This window comes from Ideonella margarita, from assembly GCF_038066635.1.
Lineage (GTDB): Bacteria > Pseudomonadota > Gammaproteobacteria > Burkholderiales > Burkholderiaceae_C > Ideonella > Ideonella margarita.
The window spans coordinates 301,733-328,540 of sequence record NZ_JBBUTI010000007.1 but is presented as its reverse complement, the minus strand read 5'-3'; the positions used below and the strand labels follow the sequence as shown (position 1 = coordinate 328,540).

Below are 26,808 nucleotides of genomic sequence, written 5' to 3'. Positions count from 1 at the left end.
AACATCACGCGCGGCAGCCTGACCGTGAATGTCGAGGACGACTCGCCGACCGCCATCGCCAGCACCCAGACCGTGCGCCTGCCTTATCAGGACACCAACGTGATGCTGATGCTGGACATTTCCGGCTCGATGTCCACCGACGCCGACGGCGTCGCTGGTGGCCCGACGCGCCTCGATGTCATGAAGCAGTCGGTCGCGGCCATGCTCGACCAGTACGACAACCTCGGCGACGTCAAGGTTCGGGTCGTGACGTTCTCGACCTCGGCCGCCGCCTACCAGACCACCTGGATTTCGGTTGCGGACGCGAAAACCTACGTCAATGGCTTGACCGCGGGCGGCAATACCAACTACGACGCTGCACTGCTGACGGCCCGAACGGCCTTCACCTCGGCCGGCAAGATTGCAGGCGCCACCAATGTCTCCTACTTCCTGACCGATGGCACGCCAAACGGCAATCAGGATTGGGACGGCACCGGCCCGCTGCCTGCACAAGACGGCATCCAGCCTGGCGAAGAGGCTCTGTGGAAGACCTTCCTGTCGGACAACGCCATCAACTCCTTTGCCTACGGCATGGGCACCGGCGCCACACAGGCCAACATGGATCCGGTCGCCTACAACGGCATCACCAAGACGGACACCAACTCGATCGTGGTGTCGGACATCAACCAGCTGCCCCCGATCCTGCGTGACTCCATCGTCACCCCTGCCGGCGGCGCATTGACTGATGGCACCCTGGGCGCAGGCTCCGGCATCGGCGCAGATGGCGGCCACCTGGCCAACTTCACGCTGAACGGCACGACCTACGCCTATGGCTCGGGCACGCCGACCGGCGGCACGAACCGTGGCACCTACGACGCGGCGACCAACACCTGGACGGTGAACACACTGGCCGGCGGCAAGTTCGTGGTCGACATGGACGATGGCAAGTACACCTACACGGCGCCACCGACCACCACCACGGCCTACAACGAAGCCATCGGCTACACGCTGATCGACAACGATGGCGACACGGCTGGATCGACGCTGACCATCAATGTGCTGCCGCCGCAAACGGTGACGCTGGTCAGCACGACCAGCACGATCACCTCGTTGAACCTCGGCCTGGCTGGCGAATACTTCGGCTACAACGACACCCGGACGGGCACACCGACCGACCCGCTTTATTCGGGCGCCAATCGCCTGCATTCAGACGACGGCAGTGCCAAGTTCGGCGCCGCAGGTACCAGTCCCAACCTGGACAACCTGGCAGATGCCGAGTCGATCATCGAAGGCCGCAATGCCAACACCAACATCGTTGGCGTGGGCGTGAAGTCGAACCCGAATGCAGCCGATGCCACCTTCTCTGCCAACAAGGTCGAGTTCGGTCTGGCAACCGGGTCCACGACGCCATACTTCGGTGACAACCTCGGCCGCAACAACGCTGTCACGGCAGGCAATACGGTGGGCACGGGCAACAACCTGTACACCTTCCTGAACACTGCCAGCAACAACGTCGACGGCTTGAAAGCCACCTCCGGCGTGGGTGCCACTTCAGACGCCATCATCCGCATGGTGGGCTACATCTACATCCCGGCGGGTGGTACGTATGACCTGCGAATCACGGGTGACGACGGCTACCGCGTCCTGATCGGCGGCCAGACCGTCGCGCAGGTCGACCAGATCCAGTCCACGACCACCAACACCTTCACGGGCAAGGTGCTGTCGGAAGGCATGCAGCTGATCGAAATCGTCTACTGGGATCAGGGCGGCGCCGCCAGCCTGCGCGTGGAGGTGAAGACCTCCGGTGCAGCTGACAGCACCTACAAGATCATCGGTACGGACGAGTTCGCGTTGTTTGCGCCGGGTGACGTGCCGACCCTGGCCGCCAACCAGGACATCGTCGAAACCTCGACGAATGGCACCTACGCCATCCGGACCGGCAAGGACTACACCGGGACCGACACGGCAGAGAAGATTGTCGGCAGCGATGGCAAGGACACCATCCGTGGTGGTGGCGGCAACGACAACATCAACGGCGGTGACGGCTCTGACTACATCGAAGGCGGCAAGGGCAACGATGTGCTGACGGGCGGCCTGGGTGGTGACACCTTCGCCTGGAAGCTCGCAGACCACGGCACCGCAGGTGCGCCAGAGAAGGACATCATTTCCGACTTCAATACCGCCGCTTCGACGGCCGGTGGCGACGTGCTGGATCTGCGTGACCTGCTGCAAGGGGAAACCGGTGCCACGTTGACCAAGTACCTGCACTTCACGACGTCGGGCGGTGACACGGTCATCAACATCAGCAGCACCGGCGCTTACGGCGCCACCTTCGACGCCACGAAGACCGATCAGACGATCACCCTGACGGGTGTGACGCTGACGGGTGCCACCGATGCGGCGATCATTCAAGACCTGCTCAACAAGGGCAAGCTGATCACCGATTGATGCGCCACAAGCGCCATATGGCGCCCCATGAAAAAGGCGAGCCACAGGGCTCGCCTTTTTTATTGGCGCTGCAAGGTCACGTTGAGGTGATCAAGCCTTTCGAGGGCGCCCCAGCGCCAACGAGACCAGGTACTTGACCCGAAGTACGAGCCGCTGGCTGAGCGTGCCACGCAGACGACTGACAAACGGCTCACCGCGCGCAGCCAAGGGATGTCCGCTCGTCAGCCAGTCACCCTGCATCTGCCTCTGCAGAATCCGCTGACACTCAGGCTCGGTACTGTGCATCGGCGGTATCCACGCATCCGGGAAATACGGCACGTCGCTGAACAGCTTGCAAGCAGCGACCCGATAGATCTGCAACTCCGGATTCAACACCTTGGCGAAGCCAGACAACGCCGACGAACACTTCAGCACCGAAGCACACCTCGACAACAACACGCAGTCCAGCAAGGCCCGATCCGCACGAGCGCTGCGCTGCGAGTCGCCATCTGTCGACTTGTGAAACGGCACATCGCCGAGGTGAATCACTGATAACGGTGCGAGCCGTTCCCGAACCTTCGCAACCAGACCGGGCTCATCGGTTGCCAGGAAAATCGCATCGATTTGAGGGTGGCTCTGGAGGTGGTCCTGAGCCAGTCGCAGGAAGTCATCCGCGCTCACGGGGTTGGTATCGAGTGAGGCCAGATTCTTGTCGGTACCGCGAAAGTGCAATCCCAGCGTGTTCGCCGTCAAGCCGGCGGCATCTGCGGCAGCCTCGATGCGTGCCGGCACCCGGAAACTTGCATGCCATAGGCGGTGAAGCCCCTGCCAATCATTGCCCAGCACACTGACACCACGCGAGCGCAGCGAGAGCAAACCGCGGCGCCGTGCAGTGGCCGGGTCACCGGCAATGGGCACGGTGTCAAACACCCCGGGCAATACACGAAAGTCCGGTGCATCACCGTACAGCCGTGAACGTATGTCCCACGTTGGCTGCACACCCTTGGCCGCGAGGCCGGGCAACAGCTCAAACACCCAAAGCACCACCTGCCCGAACAAACCTTCTTCGAGGTCATCAGGCTGACAGTGGATCAGCCAGCGCGGACCACTCATGCCCGTTTGACCACGGGCCCGGTCACGCCGTCGATGCCGCAATCCCACAAGGCCTGGGCGTCCGCTTCTTCGTTCACGCCCTCGGCGTAAACAGCCATGCCAATGCCGTGCAACATCAGCAACATGCTCGCAATGTGCTGCCGACGTGCCGCGCTCTCGGCGATGCCATCCACCAGGCTGGCATCGAGCTTGACGAAGTCCAGGCCCGCTTCGAGCAGGCGGCCTGATTCGGTGACTTGTTCGCCAGCATGCTCAAGCCCGACCTTGACCCCCATCGCATGCGCTTGATCCACCAGTGCGCGAACCAGCTCGATGCTGCGCATGGCACCGGCCTCGGCAACTTCCAGCCACAAGCCTGGCGCAGATGCCCGGTGCTGCAGCAACAACTGGCGCAACGCAGGCAAGAAGCCGTCATCCGCCAGCGAACTGGGGCTCAAATTCACCGAGCGCGGCAGTCCGTCAACGGCAATGGCCGACAGCGCCACATCCACCGCCAGCAGATCGATGCGCCAGGTGAGTTGCGTGCGTCGAGCCATGGGCAGCCATTGGGCAGCCGGCACGGGGGCACCGTCGCTATCAAGACGCAGCCGCAACGGGCACTCGAAGTGAATCACGTCACCATGCACGTCGACCATCGCGAACTTGGCCAATTCAACCCACCGATGGGCCAGCGCCTGTTCCAGCCGAACCCGCCAGGCATCTTCACCCAGCACGAGGCCATCACCCGCGTCATCAAGGTCAACCGCAAAGGCTCCTCTCGCTTCTGCTCGGGCCAAAGCCTGGTCTGCGGCCGCCAGCAATGACGATGCCGACGCACCGTGCCACCAGCGCACGGCACCCACCACGGCGAAGGCATCGCCCTCACGCGTCCGGAAAAGCGTACGCAACTTGGCCGCCACATCCACCGCCGATTCACGCAGGCTCTGCACATCAGGCAGCACCAGCGCGAAATCCGAACCATTGAGCCGGCCGATCTCGTGGCGAACAGAGCGCCGTCCTGACTCTTCGATGGCAGCCGCCGTCTCACGCAACAGCGCGTCAGCCTCTGCGCGGCCAAGCATGCGATTGATGCCTTGCAAATCGCAGATGCGCACCAGCACCAACACGCCAGAGGCACTGCCGTCCTCGGCGCTGAGCAGGCCTTTCAGGCGACCCAGGAAATGCGGCCGGTTGAATACGCCCGTCAAATCATCACAGTGCGCCTGGCGACGCAGCACTTCCACCTGACCGGCCTGCTCGTCGAACATCAACCGCAGCCGATCAACCATGAGGTTCATGGCACGCGTCACCTCGCGCAACTCTGGCACCTGGGGCTCGGCCACCGTCACGAAACGACGTTCGGTCAGCGCCATCGCCTGCTGCACCGTGGCAGACAAAGGCGCCTTGATTCGTGCAAGGCCGTAGCGCGCGACGGCCCCCGCCATCAGCGCCAGGAATGCCAGCAGCCAAGCCGCCAGCAAGGTACTGCGCCACAGTTGATCAACCGTGAAACTGCTCTGGCTCCGTACCTCCAGCCGGCCGACTTGCTTCCAGCCATCGTTGACCAGCGCAATGCCTACATCCGGTGACAGGCCCATCCAGCTTACAAACCAGGCCGGTGCGTTGCTCTTGTTGAGCGGCGCGCTGCGGTCGATCAGAACCTTGCCGTCAGGCGCCACCAGGCGCATCTGCTCATAAAAGCCGGTGTCGAACTGGCTGGCGAGCAGCAACTCCATCGCGGTGGCGTCGCCACGCTGCTGCGACAGCGACAAGCCCAGCGACTGCGCCATGTCGTTGTTCTTCATCGTGAGCTGAGCGGCGAGATAGCGGCGGGATGATTCGACCGAAATACCGAATCCGCCCGCAATGGCCAAGGCCAGCGTGACACCCAACAACAACCAGACCTGTCGAATCAAGGACATGCGCACTCCATGCCGCGGTTTATACCCCGGCGCCAGGGCAATGAATCAGAGGTCAAAATCAAAGAAAGCCTTCCTGTTTTCCTCGAATGAGCACATCGCGCCAGCGAGAAAGCCGCTCGCCAGGGCTGCCTCCCACGTTCGCTGTGCCAACGCCTTCCCAGATCGCCTCGGCGTTGAAGCTGAAAACCGGCGTCAGATCCGGGCGACGGCTGGCAGGCCGGATGTCCGGCACGAGGTTATCGAGCACGAGCGGATCCGCATCAGCGGACGGGTAAAACGCCAGCACCATGTGAGGAACCACCAACCCGTTCACGGCAGCCCGGACATAAACCAGACGAAGCCGCTTATGAGGCACGCCGGTCGATATCAGCGTGAAATATTTCGCAATGGCGTAGTCTTCGCAATCCCCTGCTCCCCTTTGCAGAGACTCCAGCGGACTGGCCCAGTAGTCGACCTGGCCCCAGTTTTCCAGGTCCTCGCGAAACGCGATGCGCTGATTGAAGAAGCTGTTCACCGTGGCCAGCAGGCTGGCATCGTCGCGCGGTGGCACCTTGGCAAGGTTGGCCTGCAAAGCGCGGACGCCGGCAACCGCTGCGTCGCCGTGCCGGCTGGCTGCGGTCAGGATGCGGTTCGCGTCCCAAGGCGCAGCCCAACTGAGACAAGCCGCGGCCGAAACCAGGACCAGAAACACAAACGCCCAAGCGCGCGTGGCCCGGACAAGCGCCGGGCCAGCCAATCGTTCCAGGCCTGAACCGCCCTCGACACAACGCACCATGGCGTCTGTATCGGCAGCCGACCGTGGAAATCAAGCGTCAACTGTTGCAAAAATGGAACGGTGTGGCTGGGATCCTCCACGAACCCACAGAGCGAGATGTTTCAGAGGTCACGCATACGGGTCGAAACCGAATTTGTATCAATTTGTTTTGCGATACATTTCGTCCCGTCCAAGTGCCGATAACCCGCCCCCAAGAAGATCTCCATGACGAAAAATCTGCTCAGCCTCAGCCTTCTTTCGATCGCGTGCACCGCGGCACTTGCACAGAACAGCACCGGCATCGCCGGCGTTGCCCAGCGCGCCATCGAGACCAGCCCGGAAGTTGCCGCGAAGTTCAATGCCTTCAAGGCAGCGGCAGATGAGATCGACATTGCCAACGGCGCACTGCGCCCACGGGTTGACCTGACCGCTGAGGCTGGCCGCACCAACGACCGACTGACCAACCGCAACCCACAGACCCAAAGCCTGAACCGCACCGGGGCAGCGCTCTCGATCACCCAGCTGTTGTGGGATGGCGGCGCCACCACGGGTGAAGTGGCACGACTGGGCCATGCACGCATGGCGCGTTATTTCGACTTCGTTGACGCCACCGAGCAAACCGCTCTGGAAGCGGTACGGGCGTATCACGATGTGGAGCGATATCGCCGCCTGGTCTCGCTGGCACAAGACAACTACGTCCAGCACAGGTACGCGTTCGACCAGATCCAGTCCCGAGTGAAGGCTGGCGTGGCCCGCGGTGTTGACTCTGAACAAGCTGGCGCGCGTCTGGCCCTGGCCGAATCGAACCTGATCACCGAGAAGGCGAACCTGCACGACGTGACCGAGCGTTATCGCCGTGTCGTGGGCGCGCAACCTGATGCGTCCCCAGCCAGCTCGTCGCCCGCCACTCTGTTGCGCAGCCTGCCCAACAGCGGCAACGCAGCGCTGTCGGCCGCAGCCATGAACAGCCCGACGGTGGCCGCCGCCATCGAAAACCTGCGCGCCACCCGTGCCCAGGCTGAGAGCCGCAAGGGCGCTTACCAGCCGCGCGTTGAAGCTCGACTGCGCGCTGGTGCCGGCAACAACTTCGACGGCGTTGAAGACCAGAAGCGCGACGTGAACGCACAGGTCACGCTGGCCTGGAACCTCTACAACGGTGGCTCTGACGATGCTCGCCAGCGCCAGAGCGCCAACCTGCTGAACCAGGCCGCCGACCTGCGCGACAAGGCCTGCCGCGACACCCGTCAAACCGTGGCCATCGCCTTCAACGACAACCGCAAGCTGGATGAACAGCTCGGCTACCTGGACCGCAACGTGGTCGCCATCGAACGCGCCCGCGACGCCTATCGCCAGCAGTTCGACATCGGCCAACGCAGCCTGCTGGACCTGCTGAACGCCGAGAACGAGCTCTACACCGCCCGCCGCTCCTACGCCCTGGCCCTCTTCGACAAGCGCATCGCCGAAGCACGCACCCACGCCGGCATTGGCCAGCTGACGGCTGCGCTCGGCCTGAAGCGCGCAGACACCAGCGCCGAGGCTCCGGAAGCCGGCAGCTGGGCCGCTGGTGAAGATGCCGCCTCGCGTTGCCCGCTGAGCGCCACCGAGATGGCCGGTGCCTCGCGCGAAGAGCTGGATGCGCGCGTCCGCGACATGACGCCGAAGGCAGCCCCTGCCCCGATGCCGGCTGCTGCTCCAGTGGTGGTGGCCCCTGTGGCCCCGGCACCTGCGTCTGCCAGCGCGCCGGCCGGCCTGGCCGAGCAGCGTCTGCGTGACTGGGCCGCGGCCTGGATGTCCAAGGACCTGACCGCCTACTACGGCTTCTACGGCCAGAATTTCGGCCCGCTGAAGGCCGACCGTGCCAAGTGGATGGCTGACCGCAAGCGTCTGGTCACCAAGGCCGGCGACATCAAGGTCGACATCAACAACATCAAGTCCAACACCGTGTCGCCCACCCGCGTGGAAACCACCTTTGAGCAGCGCTATGCGTCGAAGGACTACAGCGACACGATGACCAAGACGCTGACCTGGGCGCTGACCGGCGACAAGTGGGTCATCGTCAAGGAAAGCAACCGCTGATGTGACGGACACGAAGCGTCAGCTTCTGATCGGGAGGGCGCGTGATCGCGCCCTTTTTCTTATGTTCGAATCGGCGCCCGGGCCATGTCCAAATTTGGATAGACTGGGCGAAATTTCGAGCTTGTGCGGCATTTGGCCCGTTCACTCAATGCAACTTTCCACCATGCAGCTGGCACCACGTCGTTCCCAATTGGCAGCGTCCTCGATCCTCCAGATCGCCTTGGCACTCGCTTTCGGTGCCGCCACGCTGAACAACACGGCCATGGCGCAAACGCCGGCCGCAAGCGCGACTGCCAGCGACAGCGTGGAGATCCAGCGACTCATCAAGGAAGGTCAACACGGCCAGGCCTTGAAGCTGATCGACGAGTCTCTGGCGCGAAACCCGAAGGATCCGCAGATGCGCTTCCGTCGTGGTGTGGCCCTGTCCATGCTCGACCGCAAGGCTGAAGCCCTGGCTGTGTTCCAGAAGCTGGTGGACGACCATCCGGAAATGCCGGCCCCGTACAACAACCTGGCGGTGCTGTACGGCGCGCAAGGTGATTACGACAAGGCACGCGGCGCCCTGGAGCGAGCCATTCGCACCAACCCCGCGTACGCCACGGCCTACCAGAACCTGGGTGATGTCTACGCGCAGCTGGCAAGCCAGGCCTATTCCAAGGCCTTGCAGCTCGACAAGACCGATGCCACCGTGCCGCCAAAGCTCGCCTTGCTGCGCGAACTGACCTCCGGTCCGGCAACGACGCCGACCGCCGCCGCGGCAGCCAAGAAGGATCCGGCCCCGGTCCAGGTGGCTGCTGCCAAGCCGTCACCAACGCCTGCGCCAACCCCGGCCCCGGTGGCAACACCGCCAGCATCCACCACGGTGGCTGCTGCCAAGCCGACAGCAGCGCCCACGGCTGCGCCAACACCCGCACCGGCTCAAGTGGCCAGTGCCGCTGCAGCCGCTACCAAGCCTGCTCCGGCAGCGCAGACCAAGCCAGCAGCCAACCCAGCTGCAGACATCGAATCGGCAGTGCAAAGCTGGGCATCAGCCTGGAGCCGCCGCGACATGAATGGCTATTTCGCAGCCTACTCATCCGATTTCAACGGCAGTGCCGGCTCGCGCAAGGCCTGGGAGCAAGACCGCCGCGACCGCATCAGCACCCGCAAAGACATCAAGGTCTCCATCTCTGACCTCAAGGTGACGGTGAATGGCGACAAGGCCACCGCGCGCTTCCGACAAGCCTACAGCTCAGACAAGTTGTCGACGAACAGTCGCAAGACACTCGAACTCAGCCGCACTTCCAGCGGCAAGTGGGTGATCAAGCAGGAAACATCGGGCGGATGATCGGGCCGTTTGCCCTGTCGAGCGGGCAGAATAGCAGGTGATGATCCCGAAGATTGATTCCCCGCTCACGCGCCGCACGCTGACCTCGCTGGCACTCGCTGCCGTTGCAGCGGGCATTGCCTACGGCAGCGGCCACTGGCAAGCGCTGGCCAGCTCCAGCTGGAGCCCGGCACACTTGATGGGCGGCACGCCTTCTGCCGCCCTGACTCTGGCGCCCGATGCCGGGCCGGCGGTCAAGCGGGCACCCGTGGATGCGCTGGCAGGCTCACCAGAGAGCCGCCTCATCGCGATTTACCGATTGATTGCCGCGAACGAGCCTGATGCCGCCCTCCAGGCCGCTGAAGCGCTGACGCGGTCGCATCCCAATTTCCGCCTGGCGCAGCTGGTGCAGGCTGACCTGCTGTCAGCGCGCACCACGCCGTTGCAGAAGTTCGGCGCTGCGGCAGCCGCAGCCGAAGGCAAAGCCGCCAACGATTTGAGCGTACTGCGGGATGAGGCACGGCTCCGGCTGGCCGCCATCAAGGAACGTCAGAAGCCGGGCTGGCTGCCCAGCGAAATCGTGCTGCTGCCGGGCAGCATCAAGCATGTGCTCGCGGTGGATGCCTCCCGCTCGCGCCTCTACCTCTTCCAGAACGGGCCGGACGGCCTGTCGCTGGTCGAAGACTTCTATGTCTCGGTGGGCAAACAGGGTGTCGACAAGTTTGTCGAAGGTGACCAGAAGACACCGCTGGGCGTGTACTTCACTACCGATCGGCTGGACCCTCGCTCCCTCGAAGACAGATTCGGATCTGGCGCCCTGCCGCTGAACTACCCCAACGCCTACGACAAGGTGCGTGGGCGCACCGGCAGCGGAATTCTCCTGCACGGCGTCACCGCCAGCACGTATTCGCGTCCGCCACTCGACAGCGACGGATGTGTAGCGATGGCCAACGAAGATCTGCTGCGGCTCTCGAACATGCTGCCGCAGCGGGACACGCCCATCATCATCACCAAGAAGTTGACCTGGGTTCCGCCGGGTGAGCAGCAGGCCAACAAGGCCGCCAGCAACTTCATGCCGTGGGTGCAACGCTGGCAGAAGGCCAGAACCATGGCCGATCAGAATGCCCTGCAGGCGCTCTACACAGAAACCGGCGGCCCGGCCGACGGCGCAGCAGAGTTGCGCTTCAAGCAACGCGTGGCATCGCCGCCGGCCGGTTTCGCTGATCTCAGCGTACTGACCTGGCACGACGACAAAGAGATGATGGTCGTGACGTTCAAGGAACTGGCCGGCCCCGCCCAGAAGCGAGACCGTGTCATGCGCCAGTACTGGAGCCGCAGCGGCGACGAATGGAAAATCGCCGCCGAGGGCCCGGTTCGCTGAAGTTCAGAGCGGATCGAAGAAGTAACGCTTCAGGCCCGCAAGAATCATCTCGACGGCAATGGCCGTCAGCACCAGGCCCATCAGCTTTTCCAGGGCTGACACCACGGGTGTGCCAAGCAGCTTGCGAATGCGCTCGGCCGACAGCAGCACGATGCCGCTGACAGCCATGGCCAGCGTCAGTGCACCGACCCAGTGCATGATGCGCTCAGGCTGGCGCGACGCCAGCAGCAGCACGGTCGCCATCGCCGAGGGCCCGGCCAGCAGCGGCACAGCCAGCGGAAAGATCATCGGTTCACGCTGGCCGTCGGCCGCGTAGATCTCACCGCCCGTCGCGAAGATCATTCGGATGGCGATGATCAACAGGATCACGCCGCCCGCCACCTCCAGCGATCGCTCGGACAGGTGCATCAGGCTGAGGAAGCTGTCGCCGGTGAACATGAACGCCAGCAGCACACCAAAAGCGATGCCCACCTCCCGCACAGCCACGCGCGTGCGACGTTCCGGCGCAACGCCGCGCAGCACGGCAATGAAGATCGGCAAGCTGCCAAACGGGTCCAGAACGAGCAGCAGCAGGACAAATGCGGAGATGAAGGTGTGATCCATCGCCCGATTGTCTTACAGGCGCAGCAAGCGGCAATCGTTGCGCAGCGGCAACGAAACCTGCGGTGACTGGCCCATGGATTCGGGCTTTCCAGTAGTCCGGCGGTGATACCCCGCTAAACTTTCCTCACGGCGCCGACAACGGCGACCCGGGTGCAGTCTCGAACACCTTCAGTTTGGTGACTCTGGAATGACACCCCCCGTTAAATCCCCAAGCAAAGGGTCCTTCTCATGAAGAAAATTTTCGCTCTCACCGTTCTGGCCGCTTCGATGGCTGCCCCGGCATTCGCACAAAGCAGCGTGACCGTTTACGGCCGCCTGAACCTGACCGCTGAGCGTCAGAAGACGGATGCTGGCTCGGTCACCAACCTGACGAACAACTCGTCGCGTATCGGTTTCAAGGGCACGGAAGATCTGGGTGGCGGCCTGAAGGCTTTCTTCCTGATCGAGCACGGCTTCAGCCCGGACACCGGCGCAGCTGCCTCGACCTTCTGGGGTCGTGAAAGCAATGTGGGCCTGGAAGGCGCTTTCGGCAAGGTTCGCCTGGGCAACATGGGCCCGACCAACGCCTACTTCACCACTGCTGACTACATCAGCATGCACAACCACGACACGGGCACGTCGTCGGATGCGTTCTACGCCTACCCGGGCAACGCCAAGAACATGATCGCCTACACGTCGCCGAGCCTGAGCGGCCTGGTGATCGATGCTCAGTTCGGTCTGAAGGAAGCTTCGGCAACCAAGAACACCGTGGTGCTGACCGGCAACTACGACGCGGGTCCTCTGCACCTGGGCGGCACCTACCTGACCGGCCCTGGCGAAGCCAAGGAATTCGGTCTGCGTGGTCTGTATGAACTGGGTGCCATCACCGTTGGCGCTTACTACATCCACAACGAAGCTGACGTGGCTTCCGTGACCGTGAAGCGCGACATCTATCGCGTGTCGGGCATGTACGCTCTGGGCGCCAGCGAGTTCCACGTGAACGTCGGCGCTGCTGGCAAGGCCAAGGCTCTCGGCATCGCTGCTGACGGCTCCAGCGCCACCCAGTACACCCTGGGCTACAACTACAACCTGAGCAAGCGCACCAAGCTGTACGGTTACTACACCAAGGTGAACGACGGCAACCTGGGCGCCTACGGTGGCGACTTCTCGTCGATCGCTGCTGGCATCCGCCACAACTTCTGATGACGCGGCCCGCAAGGGCCTTTTGTCAGCAGTACAAAAAAGCCGACTTTCGAGTCGGCTTTTTTTCGTCTGAACGGTGGCGGAGCTCGCTCAACGCGGGCCGCTGACCTGCCCTCCGCGGGGGTGATGCGCCGCATGCAGGCTGCGCAGACGTTCGCGCGCCACGTGCGTGTAGATGGTGGTCGTCGAGATGTCTGCATGGCCCAGCAGCAACTGCACGCTCCGCAGGTCAGCCCCGTGGTTCAGCAAGTGCGTTGCAAACGCATGGCGCAAGGTGTGCGGTGACAGGGGCACCCGCACCTCGGCCTGCAGCGCATGCTTCTTCACCAAGGTCCAGAACATCTGGCGGGTCATGGGGCCGCCGCGCGCGGTGACGAACAGGGCTGGTGCCACCTGGCCATTCAGGATCTGCTCTCGGCCCTCGGCGAGGTAACGGGCCAGCCAGAGATGCGCTGTCTGGCCAAACGGCACCATGCGCTCTTTCGCGCCCTTGCCCGAGACCCGCACCAACCCCTCGGACAAGCTCAGTTGCACCGCGTTCATCGACACCAGTTCGCTGACACGCAGGCCGCTGGCGTACATCAGCTCGAGCATGCAGCGGTCACGAAGGCCGAGTGGCTGGTTCACGTCAGGTGCCGCCAGCAAGGCTTCCACCTGCGCTTCGCTCAGCACCTTTGGCACCCGCACGGGCTGGCGTGCACTGTCGAGCCGCAGGGTGGGGTCGGCCTCGATCATCCGCTCACGCAGCGCCCAGCGGTAGAAGCGGCGAAACACCGCCAGACGACGGTTGAAGGTGGTCGCTCGCGAAGCGTCATGCCGCGCCAGCATGTAGGTGCGCAAGGTGACTTCCGTCGCGTCCAGCAACGTCGCACTCCCCTGCCCCGCCATCCAGCGCGCCAGCAAGGTCAGGTCGCGGCTGTAGGCCTCGCGTGTGTTCTTGGCCAGACCGTCCTCCAGCCAGATCGCATCGGAGAAGGCCTGAACCAACTGTTGATCAGCCGCTGACACAGCCGCCGTGGCGAGCTCAAGGCCCGCCGCTTCCGCCTCGGTCTTCAATCGAGTGTGAGCTTCTGCTGCGCGACCACGCGCTTGTAGACATCAAACTCGGCCTTGATCTGCTCGGCAAACTGCTCGGGCGTGTTCAGCACCAGCAGGGATCCGGTGTCCTCGATGCGCTTGCGCACTTCAGGCAGTTCCGCCGTCTTCTTGATGGCCGAGTGAATCTTGTCGACCACATCACGCGGCATGCCCTTGGGGCCGTACACCCCATAGAAGGCCATGCGGTTGACGGGTTCCAGCCCCACTTCCTTGAAAGTCGGCACATTCGGCAGAGCTGCCAGCCGCTGGGACGAGGCCACGACGATGGCAATCAGGCGGCCATCCTTGATGAAGGGCAGCGCGGAAGGCAGGTTGTCGAAGATCATCGGCACCTGACCCGCCACCGTGTCGTTCAACGCCGGACCGGCCCCACGGTACGGGATGTGCGTCACGAACGTGCCCGACAGGCTCTTGAACAGCTCCATCTGCAGGTGGCCGATGCCGCCCGTGCCGGAGGTTGCGAAGCTGTACTTGCCCGGGTTCTTCTTGATCTCTGCGAGGAAGCCCTTGTAATCACGCGCCGGGAACGACGGATGCACCGCGATCACATTGGGCGTGGCGGCAATGTTGATGATGGGCGTGAAGTCGGTCAGCGGGTTGTAGCTGAGCTTGGGGTTGATGGCCGGGTTGGCCGCCGTCGTCGACACGGTGGCCATGCCCAGGGAGTAACCATCGGGCAAAGACTTGGCGGTTTCGGTGGCGCCTACCGAGCCGCCGCCACCCGCCTTGTTCTCAACCACCAGGGTCTGCCCCAGCGCGGGCGCAATGCGCTCGGCCACCACGCGGGCCACGATGTCGGTCGTGCCGCCCGGTGCAAACGGCACCACGAGCCGAACAGGCTTGGCGGGAAAGGCCTGGGCCAAGGCCACAACGGGCAGGCACAGCAGGGCTGCGGGCAGAACCATCAAACCACGACGACGACTTTGCATCTTGGACGCTCCTGGGTCATGAACTCGTTGAGAGCATAGCGGAAGGCCGCGAGCCAAACGCACGGGATACACCGAGTGCAGGCACAGGTTTTCACGCATGGCACACTGGCATCAATGCCTCAATTGCTGTTGTTGCTCCCTGATTTCCTGCTGATCGTCAGTGGCTATCTGCTGTGCCGCCATACCGCGCTGAGTCGGTCCGTCTGGGACGGCGTCGAGAAGCTGGTGTACTACCTGCTCTTCCCGGTCCTGCTCTTCGTCGCCATCATCCGGCAGCCCCTGGAGTTCGGTGCCCTGCTCACCTTCGCGGGTTGCGGCTTGGCCGTCATTGGCACCGGCATCGCGCTGGCCTACGCCCTCGGCCGCTGGCCCGGAGTTGATCCGCTGACTCACGCCTCAGGCGCGCAGACCGCCTTCCGCTTCAACTCCTACGTGGCCCTGGCGCTGGCAGAGCGCCTGGGCGGCGTGCAGGCCGTGGCCTGGATTGCCCTGTTGATCGCCGTGTGCGTGCCCGTGTGCAACGTGGCCGCGGTGTTTCCGCTGGCCCGCCATTCGCGCCAGAACTTTGGGGCTGAGTTGATCCGCAATCCGCTGATCATCGGCACCGTGAGCGGCTTGGCGGCCAACTTGCTCGGCTTGCATTTGCCGGATGTGTTGACCACCACCATGACCCGGGTGGGCAGCGCCGCCCTGCCACTCGGCCTGATGGCAGTAGGCGCTGGGCTGCAACTGGGTGCGCTGAAAGATGCTCCAGGCCTGGCGGCTTGTCTGCTGGGCATTCGCCACTTCGTGCTGCCGCTGGTGGCCATCGGGCTGGTGCACCTGGTGGGGCTGCCACCGGCGCAACAAGTGGTGGTGGTGGCCTTCGCCAGCCTGCCCACCGCGTCCAGCGCCTACGTGCTGGCGGCCCGCATGGGTGGGCACGGGCCGTTTGTGGCGGGGCTGGTCAGCTTGTCCACCTTGCTGGGCATGGTGGGGCTGCCGATGGCCTTGGCGGCGCTTCAAGCATTCAGCTGAAACGCGTCGTCCACGGAGCGGGTCAATTACAGCGCCTCCATCGCGGCCACAGGCCCTTGCGCCAACGCCCAATCAATGTGTTCGGCCAGCATGGCGTCCGCATCGGCGCGAGCCGCTTTCAACACGGCACCAAAAGCGTCTGACTGCGAGCTGCCAGCCGCACGCGCATTGCCCATCGCCACCACCAGGTTGCGGCGCCACCGTGCAGGCCCGATGCGGCGAATGGCGGTGCCTTCGGTGCGGCGCAGAAACTCCTCCTCGCCCCACTGCCACAGCGTCAGCAAACCGGGCTGCTGCCAGTGTGGCCGGACATCGAAGTCAGCCACCACGGCGCGCTGGGCGAACTTGTTCCAGGGGCAGGCCAGCTGGCAGTCGTCGCAGCCATAAATGCGGTTGCCCATCAGCGGCCGCAACTCCACCGGAATGGCGCCGTCATGCTCAATCGTCAGGTAGGAAATGCAACGCCGGGCATCCAGCTGATACGGCGCCACGATGGCCCCTGTAGGGCACGAGGTCAGGCAGGCGTCACAGGCACCGCAATGCGCCTGCGCGGGGTTGGTCAGCGGCAGCGGCAAGTCAACGAACAGCTCGCCCAGGAAGAACATCGAACCGGCATCGCGCGACAGCGTCAGCGTATGTTTTCCCCGCCAGCCAAGGCCACTGCGGCTGGCCAGTTCCACCTCCATCACCGGCGCTGAATCGGTGAACACGCGGTGCCCGAACGGGCCCACTGCCAGCCCGATGCGATCAGCCAGTTTCTGCAGGCGGCTGCGCAGCACCTTGTGATAGTCCCGGCCCCTCGCGTAGAGCGACAACTGCCCCTGCTCGGGCGTGCTCAAGCCTTGCCATTCGATCGCCTGCCAGCCCTCGGGCAGCTCGGCGGGCAGGTAGTCCATGCGCACCGTGATGACCCGCACCGTGCCCGGCACCAGCTCGGCAGGCCGGGCCCGCTTGAGGCCGTGGCTGGCCATGTAGCCCATGCTGCCGTGAAAGCCGGCGTCCAGCCAGGCCAGCAGGCCCGCTTCAGCGCTCGACAAGTCCACATCGGCCACGCCAATCTGTGAGAATCCAAGCTCACGCGCCCAGCCCGGGAGGCGAGTCGCAATCTCTGAGATGTCCACCTGATCTTGAGCCATCCAGCCATTCTAGAAAGTCGCCTGCTGCATTGGCCTGATGAATCGGCCTGTGCCGCATTCGCCACGGCGCTGGCAGCGCATGCCGCACTCCACCAAGCCGTGATCGAGCTCGAGGGCCCGCTCGGCGCCGGCAAGACCACCTTCGTGCGCCACCTGCTGCGCGCCATCGGTGTGGAAGGCCGCATCAAGAGCCCCACCTACGCCGTGGTCGAGCCCTATGAGGTAGCCCTGCCCGACGGCGACACCTGCGCCGTGTCGCACTTCGACTTCTACCGCTTCAACGACCCACGCGAGTGGGAAGACGCTGGCTTTCGCGACATCTTCGCGGCCCCCGGCCTCAAGCTCTGCGAGTGGGCCGACAAGGCCCGCAGCGTGCTGCCGGTGGCTGATCTCGTCATCCACATCGAGCCCGTCGGCGACGCCGATGAACGCCGCGTGCAGGTCGACGCCTTCACCGCGGCCGGACTGAGCCTGTTGCCATGAACCGCCGTGATGCCCTCCGCCACACCGGCGTCCTGGTGCTCAGCCTCGGCGCTGCCGAGCTGGCCTTCGGCGCGGCGATCGTGTCGGTGCGTGTGTGGCCGGCGAGCGACTACACCCGCGTCACGATCGAGTCGGACAAGCCGCTGTCGGCCAACCACTTCCTGGCCGAGAACCCGCAGCGCCTGGTCGTCGATATCGACAACCTCGAACTCAGCCCGGCCCTGCGTGAGCTGGTCGGCAAGGTGCGCTCCGATGACCCCTACATCGCCGGCGTGCGGGTCGGCCAGAACCAGCCGCGTGTGGTGCGCCTGGTGATCGACCTGAAGCAAGCCATCAAGCCGCAGCAGTTCACCCTGCCCCCGGTCGCGGCTTACCAGCACCGGCTCGTGTTTGATCTGTATCCGACCGAAGCCGTTGACCCGCTGCTCAGCCTGGTGCGCGACAAGGTCGAGGCCGAACGCGAAGCCGTGAAGGCCGTGGACGACGCCCTGGGCGAGTTCATCGGCAAAGTGGACCGCCCCTTCAACGCCGCGCCCGGCCTGCCAGCCAAGCCAGTTGGGGGAGCGCCGATGCCGTCAATCGCGACGCCCACTGCAACGCCGCCCACCATCACGGCAGGCGGCCCCGGCATTCCGGCGCCGCCAGGCCAGACGGCCGCTCCTGCCCCGCCGCCCACCGCCGAGCAACGTGACCGCTTCAACCGCCTGATCATCGTCGCCATCGACCCCGGCCATGGCGGTGAAGACCCCGGCGCCATCGGCCCGACCGGCCTGAAGGAAAAGGACGTCGTGCTGCAGGTGGCCCTGCAACTGCGCGACCGCCTGAATGCCAAACCCGGCATGCGCGCGATGCTGACGCGGGACGCCGACTTCTTCGTGCCGCTGCACGACCGCGTCAACAAGGCCCGCCGCGTTCAGGCTGACCTGTTCGTGTCCATCCACGCCGATGCGTTTTTCACGCCGGAAGCCCGTGGTGCCAGCGTGTTCGCGCTCAGCCAGGGCGGCGCCTCCAGCGCCGCAGCGCGGTGGATGGCGCAGAAGGAAAATGCCGCCGACGTGGTCGGTGGCGTGAATGTGGCCACCAAGGATGCGACGGTGTTGAAGGCATTGCTCGACATGAGCACCACGGCACAGATCAAGGACAGCCTGCGCGTCGGCAACGAGGTGCTCAGCCGCATCGGACAGGTCGGCAAGCTGCACAAGCGGCAGGTGGAACAAGCCGGTTTTGCCGTGCTCAAGGCGCCGGACATTCCGTCCATCCTGGTCGAAACCGCCTTCATCTCCAATCCGGAAGAAGAAGACAAGCTGCGCGACGCCGACTACCAGCAACGTCTGGTGCAGGCCCTGTTCAGCGGCATCGAGCGCTACTTCGCGAAGAACCCGCCGCTGGCGCGCAACCGCAGCACCACCTGAGTGCCCTGGCTCATCCTCGGTCTGGATGAGCCCAGCGGCAGATCAAGGCGTAGGGCCTACCCAGCGGGCGCGCAGAACGCCTCGCAAAGCGTTGCACACAGCCAGCTCATCGGCCGCCGCCACATCGGGCCAGCGCAGGCTGCGTTCGCGCACCGGCAGCCCGTCGAGGCCTGATGCCAGCAAGGCTGCACGCATCACGCCGGGCAAGGCGCTGTCGGCAACCGGAGGCGTCCACCACACATCGCCCTGGCGCACCAGCACGCTGGAACGCGCGCCTTCCGCCACCCGCCCATCCTCGGTGATGAACAAGGCGTCAAACGCACCGGCGGCTTCGGCAGTTGCAATCGCCTGGTCATAGAGCTGCCGGTGGCTGGTCTTGTGGGCGCGCAGCGCGTCTTGCGCGGGCAAGCGCTGGCTGGCCAGGCACAGGCCCACGCGTTGCTGGGTGTCGAGCAACTCAGCGGCCAAAGGCAACATGGGCGCCCGCTTGGTGCGCAACGTGCCGTCAAAAGAGAGATCAAGGCGCAGCCGCCACGCGTCTGGCGCCTCAGCTTGCGCTGCGTCCAACTCGCCGCGCAAGGCCGCTACCGCCGCACCGGCATCAAAGGCAAAAGCCAACGCCGCCGCGCTGCGAGCGAGACGGGCCAGGTGTGCGTCCAGCCGCAGTGCAAGCACCGCCCCATCGGGCTGCCGCTCCAGCTTCATGGTTTCAAACAGCGTGAAGCCCGGGTCAACATCGGTGGCAAAGCGGCCTTTGAGCAAACACTCCTGCCACTCGTCAGCGGCCACGCTGTCGAGCACGATACCGGCGCCCAGGCCCATCTTCACGGGTCGCAGGCCGTCAGAGGCGCGAGGCGCCTCCAGCACCAGGGTGCGAATGGCCACGTTCAGGCAGAAAGCGCCGGGTGCGCCAGCCGGGGCATCAGGGCCCGGCGCATCCACCCAGCCGATAGCGCCGCAGTACAAGCCTCTCGGCGAGTGCTCGTAGCCACGGATCAGGTCCATCGTGTGGTGCTTGGGTGCGCCGGTAATCGAGCCACACGGAAAGGTGGCCTTCAGGATCTGCGGCATGCCCAACCCCGGCTTCAGACGGGCCTGCACTGTGGAGGTCATCTGGAACACGGTGCTGTAGGCCTCGATCGCGAACAAGGCGGGCACCTTGACGCTGCCGATGTCAGCGATGCGGCCGAGGTCGTTGCGCAGCAAGTCCACGATCATCAGGTTCTCGGCGCGGTTTTTCACGTCGCGCTGCAGGCGGCCGGCCGCTTCTGCGTCTAGCTCCGGCGTGCCTTCGCGCGGCGCAGTGCCCTTCATCGGGCGCGCCGTGAGCACGCCAGCTTCGTGCTGCAAGAACAGCTCGGGCGACATGGACAACACATGGCGCGCTTCACCGGGCCCGGGCAAGGCCACGCAGGCCGAAAACGCGACCGACTGGCGAGCCCGTAGACGGCGGAACAAGGCCAGTGGCGTGCCATGCGCCAAGCCGGCCACGCGGAACGTGGCGTTGACCTGGTAGGTTTCACCCGCCCGGATGGCCGCCTGCACCGCGTCGATCATGGCTGTGTAGCCGGCTTCGTCAATTTCGGGCTGCCAGCCCATCACGCCTGCCGGGCCGGGCTGCGCCTGGCTGCCATCGTGCTGCTGCAGCCAGGCATCGGTGGCTGCAGCATCGAGGTGCTGCAGTTGCTGGAACATCAGCACGCGCAGGGCGCCGGCGTTGTTGTTGTTGTCGTGGTCGTCGTCGCGTGCGCAGTCGGTGGCACGGTCTTGCTTCGATCCGCCAGCGTGTTCGCCCGGCCAGGCCTGAGCACCCGCCCCCTGCAGGCGCGCGCCCCATTCGTAGTCAGCCAGCAGCACCGCATGCAGGCCACGTTGCTGGTCCGCTTCAACCGCAGCCCACACCGCCGCCAGCTGTGCGGGGTCGTCACAGCGGTGCTCAAGCACAAAGGCCGTGTAGAGGCGGCTCATGCCGGCGCGGCGGTCGTCGAGCAGCGCGAATGGCCCCAACGGCGCAGCCTCAGCATGCATGGTCAAAGGTGCGCCCGGGGCGCGACAACGAGTTCATGCCGCCATTGTCCGACAGCCCCTGCACCCATGCAGAACCGGGGCCTAGCCCGCCTGCACGCGCTACGCGTATCCACGCACCCGCAAGCGGCAGTTGGCACGGCAACATCGGTGCATGAGCACCACCACCGCCTTCCGCCGCCGCCCCTTGCCGACCACCTTGATGACTCCGTTCCAGGGCCACCCGATGCGGCCCACGCTGTTCGCTGCGGGGCTGGTAGGGCTGGCCGTGCTGGGAGGCTGCGCCGCGCCGCGTGATGCAGCCAACAGCCCACCGGTCATCAAGCAGGCCCTCGACGCTACGCATCCGCAACATGCCGTCTGCCCGACTGGCCTGCCAGAAACCACCCGGTGCCTCTCCGGCCGAGATGACGCCGGCGCGTATTGGTGGATTGCCGTGCCCACACCCTGGACCGGCGTGCTGGTGATGCATGCACACGGCGGCCCGGAGCTGGGCAGCCCCAAGCCCGAGCGCAGCGCCGAAGACCTGCAACGCTGGTCCATCATGGTGAAGGCGGGCCATGCCTGGGCGGGGTCCACCTACCGGCAAGGCGGCGTGGAAGTGCGCGCGGCCGCTGAAGACACCGAGCGCCTGCGCACGCTGTTCAGCCGCCACGTTGCAACACCGCGGCGCACCGTGCTGCATGGGCAAAGCTGGGGCGCCAGTGTGGCGGCCATCGGTGCCGAGATGTTCCCCGCGTCGTATGACGGCGTGTTCCTGACCAGCGGTGTGCTGGGCGGCGGCACGCGTTCCTACGACTTCCGCCTCGACCTGCGCGTGGTCTACCAGGCCGTGTGCGGTGATCACCCGCGCGCCGACGAGCCGCAGTACCCCTTGTGGATGGGCTTGCCCGAGGGCAGCAGCCTGACCCGCACCGAGCTGGCCCGTCGGGTGAATGCCTGCACCGGCGTGCAGTTGCCGGCGGCCGAGCGCAGCCCGAAACAAGCCGCCGCGCTGGACACCCTGCTGCGCCAGGCCAAGCTGCCTGAGCGCTCGCTGATCGGCCACATGAACTGGGCCACCTGGCACTTCCAGGACATTGCCCTGAAGCGCACCGGCGGCCGCAACCCGTTTGGCAACATGGGTGCCGTCTACACCGCCGCCATCGACCAGGCCGGTCTGAACCAGCGGGTGGCCCGCTACGCCCCTGATGCCCAGGCCGTAGCCAAGCTGGCGGCTGATACCGACCCGCAAGGCCGCATCAGCATGCCCGTGGTGAGCGTGCGCGGCGTGAACGATCCAATCGCCTTTGTGGAACTCGACAGCGTCTTCCGCGCCCAGGTGGCCCGCCAGGGGCGCAGCCAATGGCTGGTGCAGAACTATGCCGACTACGCCGACCACAGCTACCTGAGCGACGCCGAATACCCCGCCGCCATGGACGCCCTGCTGAACTGGATCGAGCGCGGCGAGAAGCCCACACCCCAGAGCATTGCGAGCCGCTGCCCGGCCAGCCAGGCCAAGTTCGGCGGCACCTGCAAGTTCCTGCCCGACTACCGGGCAGCCGAGCTCGACGAGCGCGTCACGCCGCGCCAGCGCTGAGGCGCAGGCCGATCAGCCGCGCGCCTTGAACTTCGCGCGCAGGCTGCCAGCGATGATGAGCAGGCCCGGCACGATGATCATTGCCCAGATGATCTTCTCCAGGTTCTGCTGCACCCAGGGCACGTTGCCGAAGGCGTAGCCCACGCCGATCAGGCCGCACACCCAGAGCACGCCGCCGGTCACGTCATAGAACGTGAACTTGCTGCGGGTCATCGCGGCCACACCGGCCACGAAGGGTGCGAAGGTGCGCACGAAGGGCATGAAGCGCGCGATCACGATGGTGATGCCGCCGTGCTTTTCATAGAACGCGTGGGCCTGATTGAAGGCCTGCTTGTTGAAGAAGCGCGAGTTCTCCCACTGGAACACCTTGGGGCCGAAATAGCGGCCCAGGGTGTAGTTGCTCTGGTTGCCGGCCACCGCCGCCACCAGCAGCAGCGGCATCGCGATGTGCAGCTCCATCAGCCCGGTGCCGCACATGGCGCCCACCACGAACAACAACGAATCGCCCGGCAGGAAGGGCATCACCACCACGCCGGTTTCGACAAAGATGATGAGGAACAGCAAGGCATACACCCAGGCACCGTAGGTCGCCACGAAGGTCGCCAGGTGCTTGTCAACATGCAGCACGAAATCCAGAAGCAGGGGCAGGTAGTCCATGGGCGGGCATTATCACGGCGCCCCATGACGGCGCCGGCCGCATCCCTACAATCTGGCTGATGAATTCGCCGATCAGCCCCGACACCGCTTCCCTGCCCGCGCGCCGCGCCATCCGCGAACTGCCGGATGAGCTGGTCAGCCAGATTGCAGCCGGCGAGGTGGTCGAGCGGCCGGCCTCGGTGGTGCGTGAGCTGGTCGACAACGCGCTGGATGCCGGCGCGCGCCAGATCACCGTGCGCCTGACGGCCGGTGGCGTGCGCGCCATCGTGGTTGAAGACGACGGCGGCGGCATTCCGGTGGAAGAGCTGCCGCTGGCACTGAAGCGGCACGCCACCAGCAAGATCCGCTCACTGGAAGAGCTCGAAGGCGTGCAGACCATGGGATTCCGTGGCGAGGCGCTGGCCGCCATCGCCTCGGTGTCTGACATGAGCATCGTCAGCCGCACGGCCGATGCCGCGCACGGCCAGCGCATCGATGCGCGCAGCGGTGAGTTGTCGCCGGCCGCGCGGTCGGTGGGCACCAGCATCGAGGTGCGCGAGCTGTTTTTCAGCACGCCGGCGCGCCGCAAGTTCCTGAAGTCAGATGCCACCGAGTTGGCCCATGCGGTGGAAGCCGTGAAGCGCCACGCGCTGGTGCGGCCAGATGTCGGCTTCGCCGTCTGGCACGACGGCAAACTCATCCAGCAATGGCGCCAGGCCAGCCACGACACCCGCATGTCGGACGTGCTGGGCGCCGACTTCGTGGCCAACAGCCGCCTGGTAGACACCATGGCCGGGCCGATGCGCGTGCTCGGTCGCATCGGTTTGCCCGAAGCCGCCCGCGCCCGCAGCGACCACCAGTTCGCCTACGTGAACGGCCGATTCGTGAAGGACAAACTGGTGGCGCACGCCCTGCGCACCGCCTACGAAGACGTGCTGCACGGCCAGCGCCAACCCGCCTATGTGATGTTCATCGACATCGACCCGACGCGGGTCGACGTGAACGTGCACCCGACCAAGATCGAGGTCCGGTTCCGGGAATCCGGTGAGGTGTACGGCGCCGTTCGCCGCGCCGTGGAGCAGACGCTGGCCGTGCCGGGTGGTGCGCAGCCGATCCGCCCCACCGGTGATGCGACCGTCGCCGCTGCCACGCACCTGCCCACCGCCGGCTCGCCGGCTGACCAATCCGCCCCCGCCTGGCCCGCACCACGGCAGAACCCGCTGACTGAATCTGCCGATGCTGGCAGCAGCAGCTCTGGCGGATTCCGCTTCGCCGGCTTGCCGCCCACGGCCCACCAGCAGCGCCTGAGCCTGGCTGATCTGTCGGCTTTGTATGCCCCCGAGCCCGGCGGGCCGCGCCTGACGCCACTCGACGGCGATGCGCGCCCCACCGTCCGTGAGCAACCCGCCGCCTGGCTGGCCGCCACCGACACGCAAGCCCCCGCGCCCACCGACGACTGGCCGCTGGGCCGGGCACTGGGCCAGCTGGCCGGTGTGTATGTGCTGGCGGAAAACGCCCAGGGCCTGGTGGTGGTCGACATGCATGCGGCCCATGAGCGCATCGTTTATGAGCGCCTGAAGACGCTGGCCCGCGAGGCACCGCTGGCATCGCAGCCGCTGTTGATCCCGGCCAGCTTCGCCGCCACCCACACCGAAGTGGCCCTGGCCGAGGCGCGCCATGAAGACCTGCTGGCCCTGGGCCTGGATGTGACGCCGCTGAGCGCCACCAGCCTGGCTGTGCGGGCACGCCCCGCTGCACTGCCCGACGCCGATCCGGTGGCCCTGGCCCGCTCGGTGCTGGCTGAGCTCAACGAATTGGACGAAGCCGACGCCGGACGACTGATCGAGCGTGCCCGCGACGACCTGCTGGCCACCATGGCCTGCCACGGCGCGGTGCGCGCCAACCGCCGGCTGACGCTCGAAGAAATGAACGGTCTGCTGCGCCAGATGGAGGCCACCGACCGGGCCGACCAGTGCAATCATGGCCGCCCGACCTGGCGCCAGGTCAGCATGAAAGACCTCGATACGCTATTCCTCCGCGGACGCTGACGCGGGTAAACGCGCAAGCCCGACGCGGAACGGCGACAATCGGGGGATGTGTTTCCAAGAAGTTGACCTGATGCCCGCCGCCGTGAGTGCGCCGGCCCACCCACCCCTGGCCCTGCTGGCGCGCTCGATGCGCGCCGCGGCCGTTTGCTGAAGGGGCCGCCATGCGTTCCGATCGCGACATCCAGCGCACCCCGCGCCGCCCCGTGGCTGGCACCGATGCCAACACGCCGGTTCAAGCCGACGACAAGCGCCAGGCGCCTGAAGAAGGCGCCCGTTTCAATGTGCCCGTGAGCTACGCCCCGCGCAGCGAATTTGGCGCCCCGCAGGGTGACCGCCCGCGTTATGACCGCCCCCGTGACGACCGCCCTCAGGGTGACCGCCCCCGTTTCGACGGCCCGCGTGATGACCGCCCCCGTTTCGATCGTCCGTACGGCGACCGCCCCCAAGGCGACCGCCCGCGCTTCGACCGTCCGCGTGAAGATCGCCCTCAAGGTGACCGCCCCCGTTTCGACGGCCCGCGTGACGACCGCCCGCGTTTTGATCGTCCTTACGGCGACCGCCCCCAAGGCGATCGTCCGCGTTTCGACCGCCCGCGTGAGGATCGCCCTCAAGGTGACCGCCCCCGTTTCGACGGCCCGCGTGATGACCGCCCCCGTTTCGAACGCCCGTACGGCGACCGCCCCCAAGGCGACCGCCCGCGCTTCGACCGCCCGCGTGAGGATCGCCCCCAGGGTGACCGCCCGCGTTTTGACGGCCCGCGCGATGACCGTCCGCGTTTTAATCGTCCGTACGGCGACCGCCCCCAAGGCGACCGCCCGCGCTTCGACCGCCCGCGTGAGGATCGCCCCCAGGGTGATCGCCCTCGCTTCGAAGGCCAACGCGACGAGCGGCCGTTCCGGCAAGACCAGCACCGCGACACCCGCACCTATGAAGCACCGCGCTCCGGGCCAGCCGCACCGCAAGTGCGCCCGCCGGCCAGCGAAGACGGCCATCGCCTCTCGAAGGTGCTGGGCGAGCGCGGTCTGGCGTCGCGCCGCGAAGCCGATGACTGGATCGCCGCCGGCTGGGTGCTGGTGAACGGCCAGATGGCCGTGCTGGGCCAGCGCGTGCAACCCTCCGACAAGATCGAGGTGGACCCTGCTGCTCATCAGCAGCAGGCCAAGCGCGTCACCATCCTGATCAACAAGCCGATCGGTTATGTGTCGGGCCAGGCCGAAGACGGCTATGAGCCCGCGAGCGTGCTCGTCACGCAAGACAAGCACTGGCAAGACGACACGTCGCGCAAGCCCTTCCACCCGGGCCATGCCCGTGGTCTGGCCCCGGCAGGACGCCTCGACATCGACTCCACCGGCCTGCTCGTGCTGACGCAGGACGGCCGCATCGCCAAGCACCTGATCGGTGAAGACTCCGACGTGGAGAAGGAATACCTCGTGCGGGTGGAATACCAGCGCGAAGGCACCCTGCCCGAGTCCGACCTGAACCTGCTGAACCACGGCTTGGAGCTCGACGGCCACAAGCTCAAGCCCGCCAAGGTGAGCTGGGCCAATGAAGACCAGCTGCGCTTTGTGCTGCGTGAAGGCCGCAAGCGCCAGATCCGCCGCATGTGCGAACTGGTCGGCCTGAAGGTGGTGGGCCTGAAGCGGGTGCGCATCGGCAGCGTGGTGCTCGGCAAGTTGCCGATGGGCGAGTGGCGCTACCTGCGCGAGGACGAGCGCTTCTGACC

The 26,808-nt window shown here is 65.6% G+C and carries 20 protein-coding genes; 11 read left to right on the top strand and 9 right to left on the bottom strand.

The window, feature by feature from the left end:
* Nucleotides 1–2,427, top strand: a 2,427-nt coding sequence (locus AACH00_RS12445) for a type I secretion C-terminal target domain-containing protein (RefSeq protein WP_341399457.1), incomplete at its 5' end; no start/stop codon positions are given.
* 90 nt (nt 2,428–2,517) lie between these two features.
* Here AACH00_RS12445 and AACH00_RS12440 read toward each other — a convergent pair.
* Genes AACH00_RS12440 through AACH00_RS12430 form a run of 3 tightly spaced genes read right to left on the bottom strand, consistent with a single transcriptional unit; the run spans nt 2,518 to nt 6,195 of the window.
* Nucleotides 2,518–3,519 (bottom strand): hypothetical protein, encoded by a 1,002-nt coding sequence (locus AACH00_RS12440; RefSeq protein ID WP_341399456.1) that lies wholly within the window; start codon nt 3,517–3,519, stop codon nt 2,518–2,520.
* A complete protein-coding gene (locus tag AACH00_RS12435) occupies nt 3,516–5,420 on the bottom strand; it encodes a bifunctional diguanylate cyclase/phosphodiesterase (protein WP_341399455.1) in 1,905 nt (634 codons plus the stop codon). The genes AACH00_RS12440 and AACH00_RS12435 overlap by 4 nt, the downstream gene beginning before the upstream one ends.
* A gap of 58 nt (nt 5,421–5,478) precedes the next feature.
* Nucleotides 5,479–6,195, bottom strand: a complete 717-nt coding sequence (locus AACH00_RS12430; RefSeq protein WP_341399454.1) for a transglutaminase-like cysteine peptidase — start codon at nt 6,193–6,195, stop codon at nt 5,479–5,481.
* 204 nt (nt 6,196–6,399) lie between these two features.
* Between AACH00_RS12430 and AACH00_RS12425 the strand changes: the two genes are divergently transcribed.
* The 3 genes from AACH00_RS12425 (at nt 6,400) to AACH00_RS12415 (ending at nt 10,937) form a co-directional block, all read left to right on the top strand.
* Entirely contained in the window at nt 6,400–8,250 is a 1,851-nt protein-coding gene (locus tag AACH00_RS12425; RefSeq protein ID WP_341399453.1) for a TolC family outer membrane protein, read from the top strand.
* 148 nt (nt 8,251–8,398) lie between these two features.
* On the top strand, nt 8,399–9,577 hold the full coding sequence (locus AACH00_RS12420) for a nuclear transport factor 2 family protein (RefSeq protein ID WP_341399452.1): 1,179 nt from the start codon (nt 8,399–8,401) through the stop codon (nt 9,575–9,577).
* Between the two features lie 40 nt (nt 9,578–9,617).
* The gene (locus tag AACH00_RS12415; protein ID WP_341399451.1) at nt 9,618–10,937 is read left to right on the top strand and encodes a L,D-transpeptidase family protein; all 1,320 of its coding nucleotides are present in this window, start codon (nt 9,618–9,620) and stop codon (nt 10,935–10,937) included.
* A 3-nt stretch (nt 10,938–10,940) separates the two neighbouring features.
* Here AACH00_RS12415 and AACH00_RS12410 read toward each other — a convergent pair whose 3' ends face one another.
* Nucleotides 10,941–11,540 carry a MarC family protein gene (locus tag AACH00_RS12410; RefSeq protein WP_341399450.1) on the bottom strand — a complete coding sequence of 200 codons (600 nt, stop codon included), beginning with the start codon at nt 11,538–11,540 and terminating at the stop codon, nt 10,941–10,943.
* A 228-nt stretch (nt 11,541–11,768) separates the two neighbouring features.
* On the opposite strand from AACH00_RS12410, the gene AACH00_RS12405 reads away from it, so the two are divergent.
* Nucleotides 11,769–12,722 carry a porin gene (locus AACH00_RS12405; RefSeq protein ID WP_341399449.1) on the top strand — a complete coding sequence of 318 codons (954 nt, stop codon included), beginning with the start codon at nt 11,769–11,771 and terminating at the stop codon, nt 12,720–12,722.
* Between the two features lie 90 nt (nt 12,723–12,812).
* Here the strand turns inward: AACH00_RS12405 and xerD are convergent, their stop codons facing one another.
* The gene (gene xerD, locus AACH00_RS12400) at nt 12,813–13,709 is read right to left on the bottom strand and encodes a site-specific tyrosine recombinase XerD (protein WP_423221928.1); all 897 of its coding nucleotides are present in this window, start codon (nt 13,707–13,709) and stop codon (nt 12,813–12,815) included.
* Nucleotides 13,710–13,774: 65 nt separating this feature from the next.
* A complete protein-coding gene (locus AACH00_RS12395; protein ID WP_341399471.1) occupies nt 13,775–14,725 on the bottom strand; it encodes a tripartite tricarboxylate transporter substrate binding protein BugE in 951 nt (316 codons plus the stop codon).
* 138 nt (nt 14,726–14,863) lie between these two features.
* On the opposite strand from AACH00_RS12395, the gene AACH00_RS12390 reads away from it, so the two are divergent.
* A complete protein-coding gene (locus tag AACH00_RS12390) occupies nt 14,864–15,766 on the top strand; it encodes an AEC family transporter (RefSeq protein ID WP_341399448.1) in 903 nt (300 codons plus the stop codon).
* Nucleotides 15,767–15,792: 26 nt separating this feature from the next.
* On the opposite strand, the gene queG is transcribed toward AACH00_RS12390, so the two are convergent.
* A complete protein-coding gene (gene queG / locus AACH00_RS12385; RefSeq protein WP_341399447.1) occupies nt 15,793–16,902 on the bottom strand; it encodes a tRNA epoxyqueuosine(34) reductase QueG in 1,110 nt (369 codons plus the stop codon).
* Here queG and tsaE point away from each other — a divergent pair.
* Nucleotides 16,888–17,385 (top strand): tRNA (adenosine(37)-N6)-threonylcarbamoyltransferase complex ATPase subunit type 1 TsaE, encoded by a 498-nt coding sequence (tsaE, locus tag AACH00_RS12380; RefSeq protein WP_423221930.1) that lies wholly within the window; start codon nt 16,888–16,890, stop codon nt 17,383–17,385. The two genes, queG and tsaE, sit on opposite strands and share 15 nt — an antisense overlap.
* Nucleotides 17,382–18,797, top strand: a complete 1,416-nt coding sequence (locus AACH00_RS12375) for an N-acetylmuramoyl-L-alanine amidase (protein WP_341399445.1) — start codon at nt 17,382–17,384, stop codon at nt 18,795–18,797. Before tsaE ends, AACH00_RS12375 begins: the two co-directional genes overlap by 4 nt.
* A gap of 42 nt (nt 18,798–18,839) precedes the next feature.
* On the opposite strand, the gene AACH00_RS12370 is transcribed toward AACH00_RS12375, so the two are convergent.
* The gene (locus AACH00_RS12370) at nt 18,840–20,825 is read right to left on the bottom strand and encodes a chorismate-binding protein (protein ID WP_341399444.1); all 1,986 of its coding nucleotides are present in this window, start codon (nt 20,823–20,825) and stop codon (nt 18,840–18,842) included.
* A 223-nt stretch (nt 20,826–21,048) separates the two neighbouring features.
* Between AACH00_RS12370 and AACH00_RS12365 the strand changes: the two genes are divergently transcribed.
* Nucleotides 21,049–22,401, top strand: a complete 1,353-nt coding sequence (locus tag AACH00_RS12365; RefSeq protein ID WP_423221929.1) for a hypothetical protein — start codon at nt 21,049–21,051, stop codon at nt 22,399–22,401.
* Nucleotides 22,402–22,413: 12 nt separating this feature from the next.
* On the opposite strand, the gene AACH00_RS12360 is transcribed toward AACH00_RS12365, so the two are convergent.
* On the bottom strand, nt 22,414–23,058 hold the full coding sequence (locus AACH00_RS12360) for a DedA family protein (RefSeq protein ID WP_341399442.1): 645 nt from the start codon (nt 23,056–23,058) through the stop codon (nt 22,414–22,416).
* Between the two features lie 59 nt (nt 23,059–23,117).
* Here AACH00_RS12360 and mutL point away from each other — a divergent pair, with 59 nt between their 5' ends.
* Both mutL and AACH00_RS12350 read left to right on the top strand, forming a co-directional pair.
* Nucleotides 23,118–25,085 carry a DNA mismatch repair endonuclease MutL gene (gene mutL, locus AACH00_RS12355; protein ID WP_341399441.1) on the top strand — a complete coding sequence of 656 codons (1,968 nt, stop codon included), beginning with the start codon at nt 23,118–23,120 and terminating at the stop codon, nt 25,083–25,085.
* Nucleotides 25,086–25,246: 161 nt separating this feature from the next.
* A complete protein-coding gene (locus AACH00_RS12350; RefSeq protein ID WP_341399440.1) occupies nt 25,247–26,806 on the top strand; it encodes a pseudouridine synthase in 1,560 nt (519 codons plus the stop codon).
* Nucleotides 26,807–26,808: the final 2 nt, after the last annotated feature.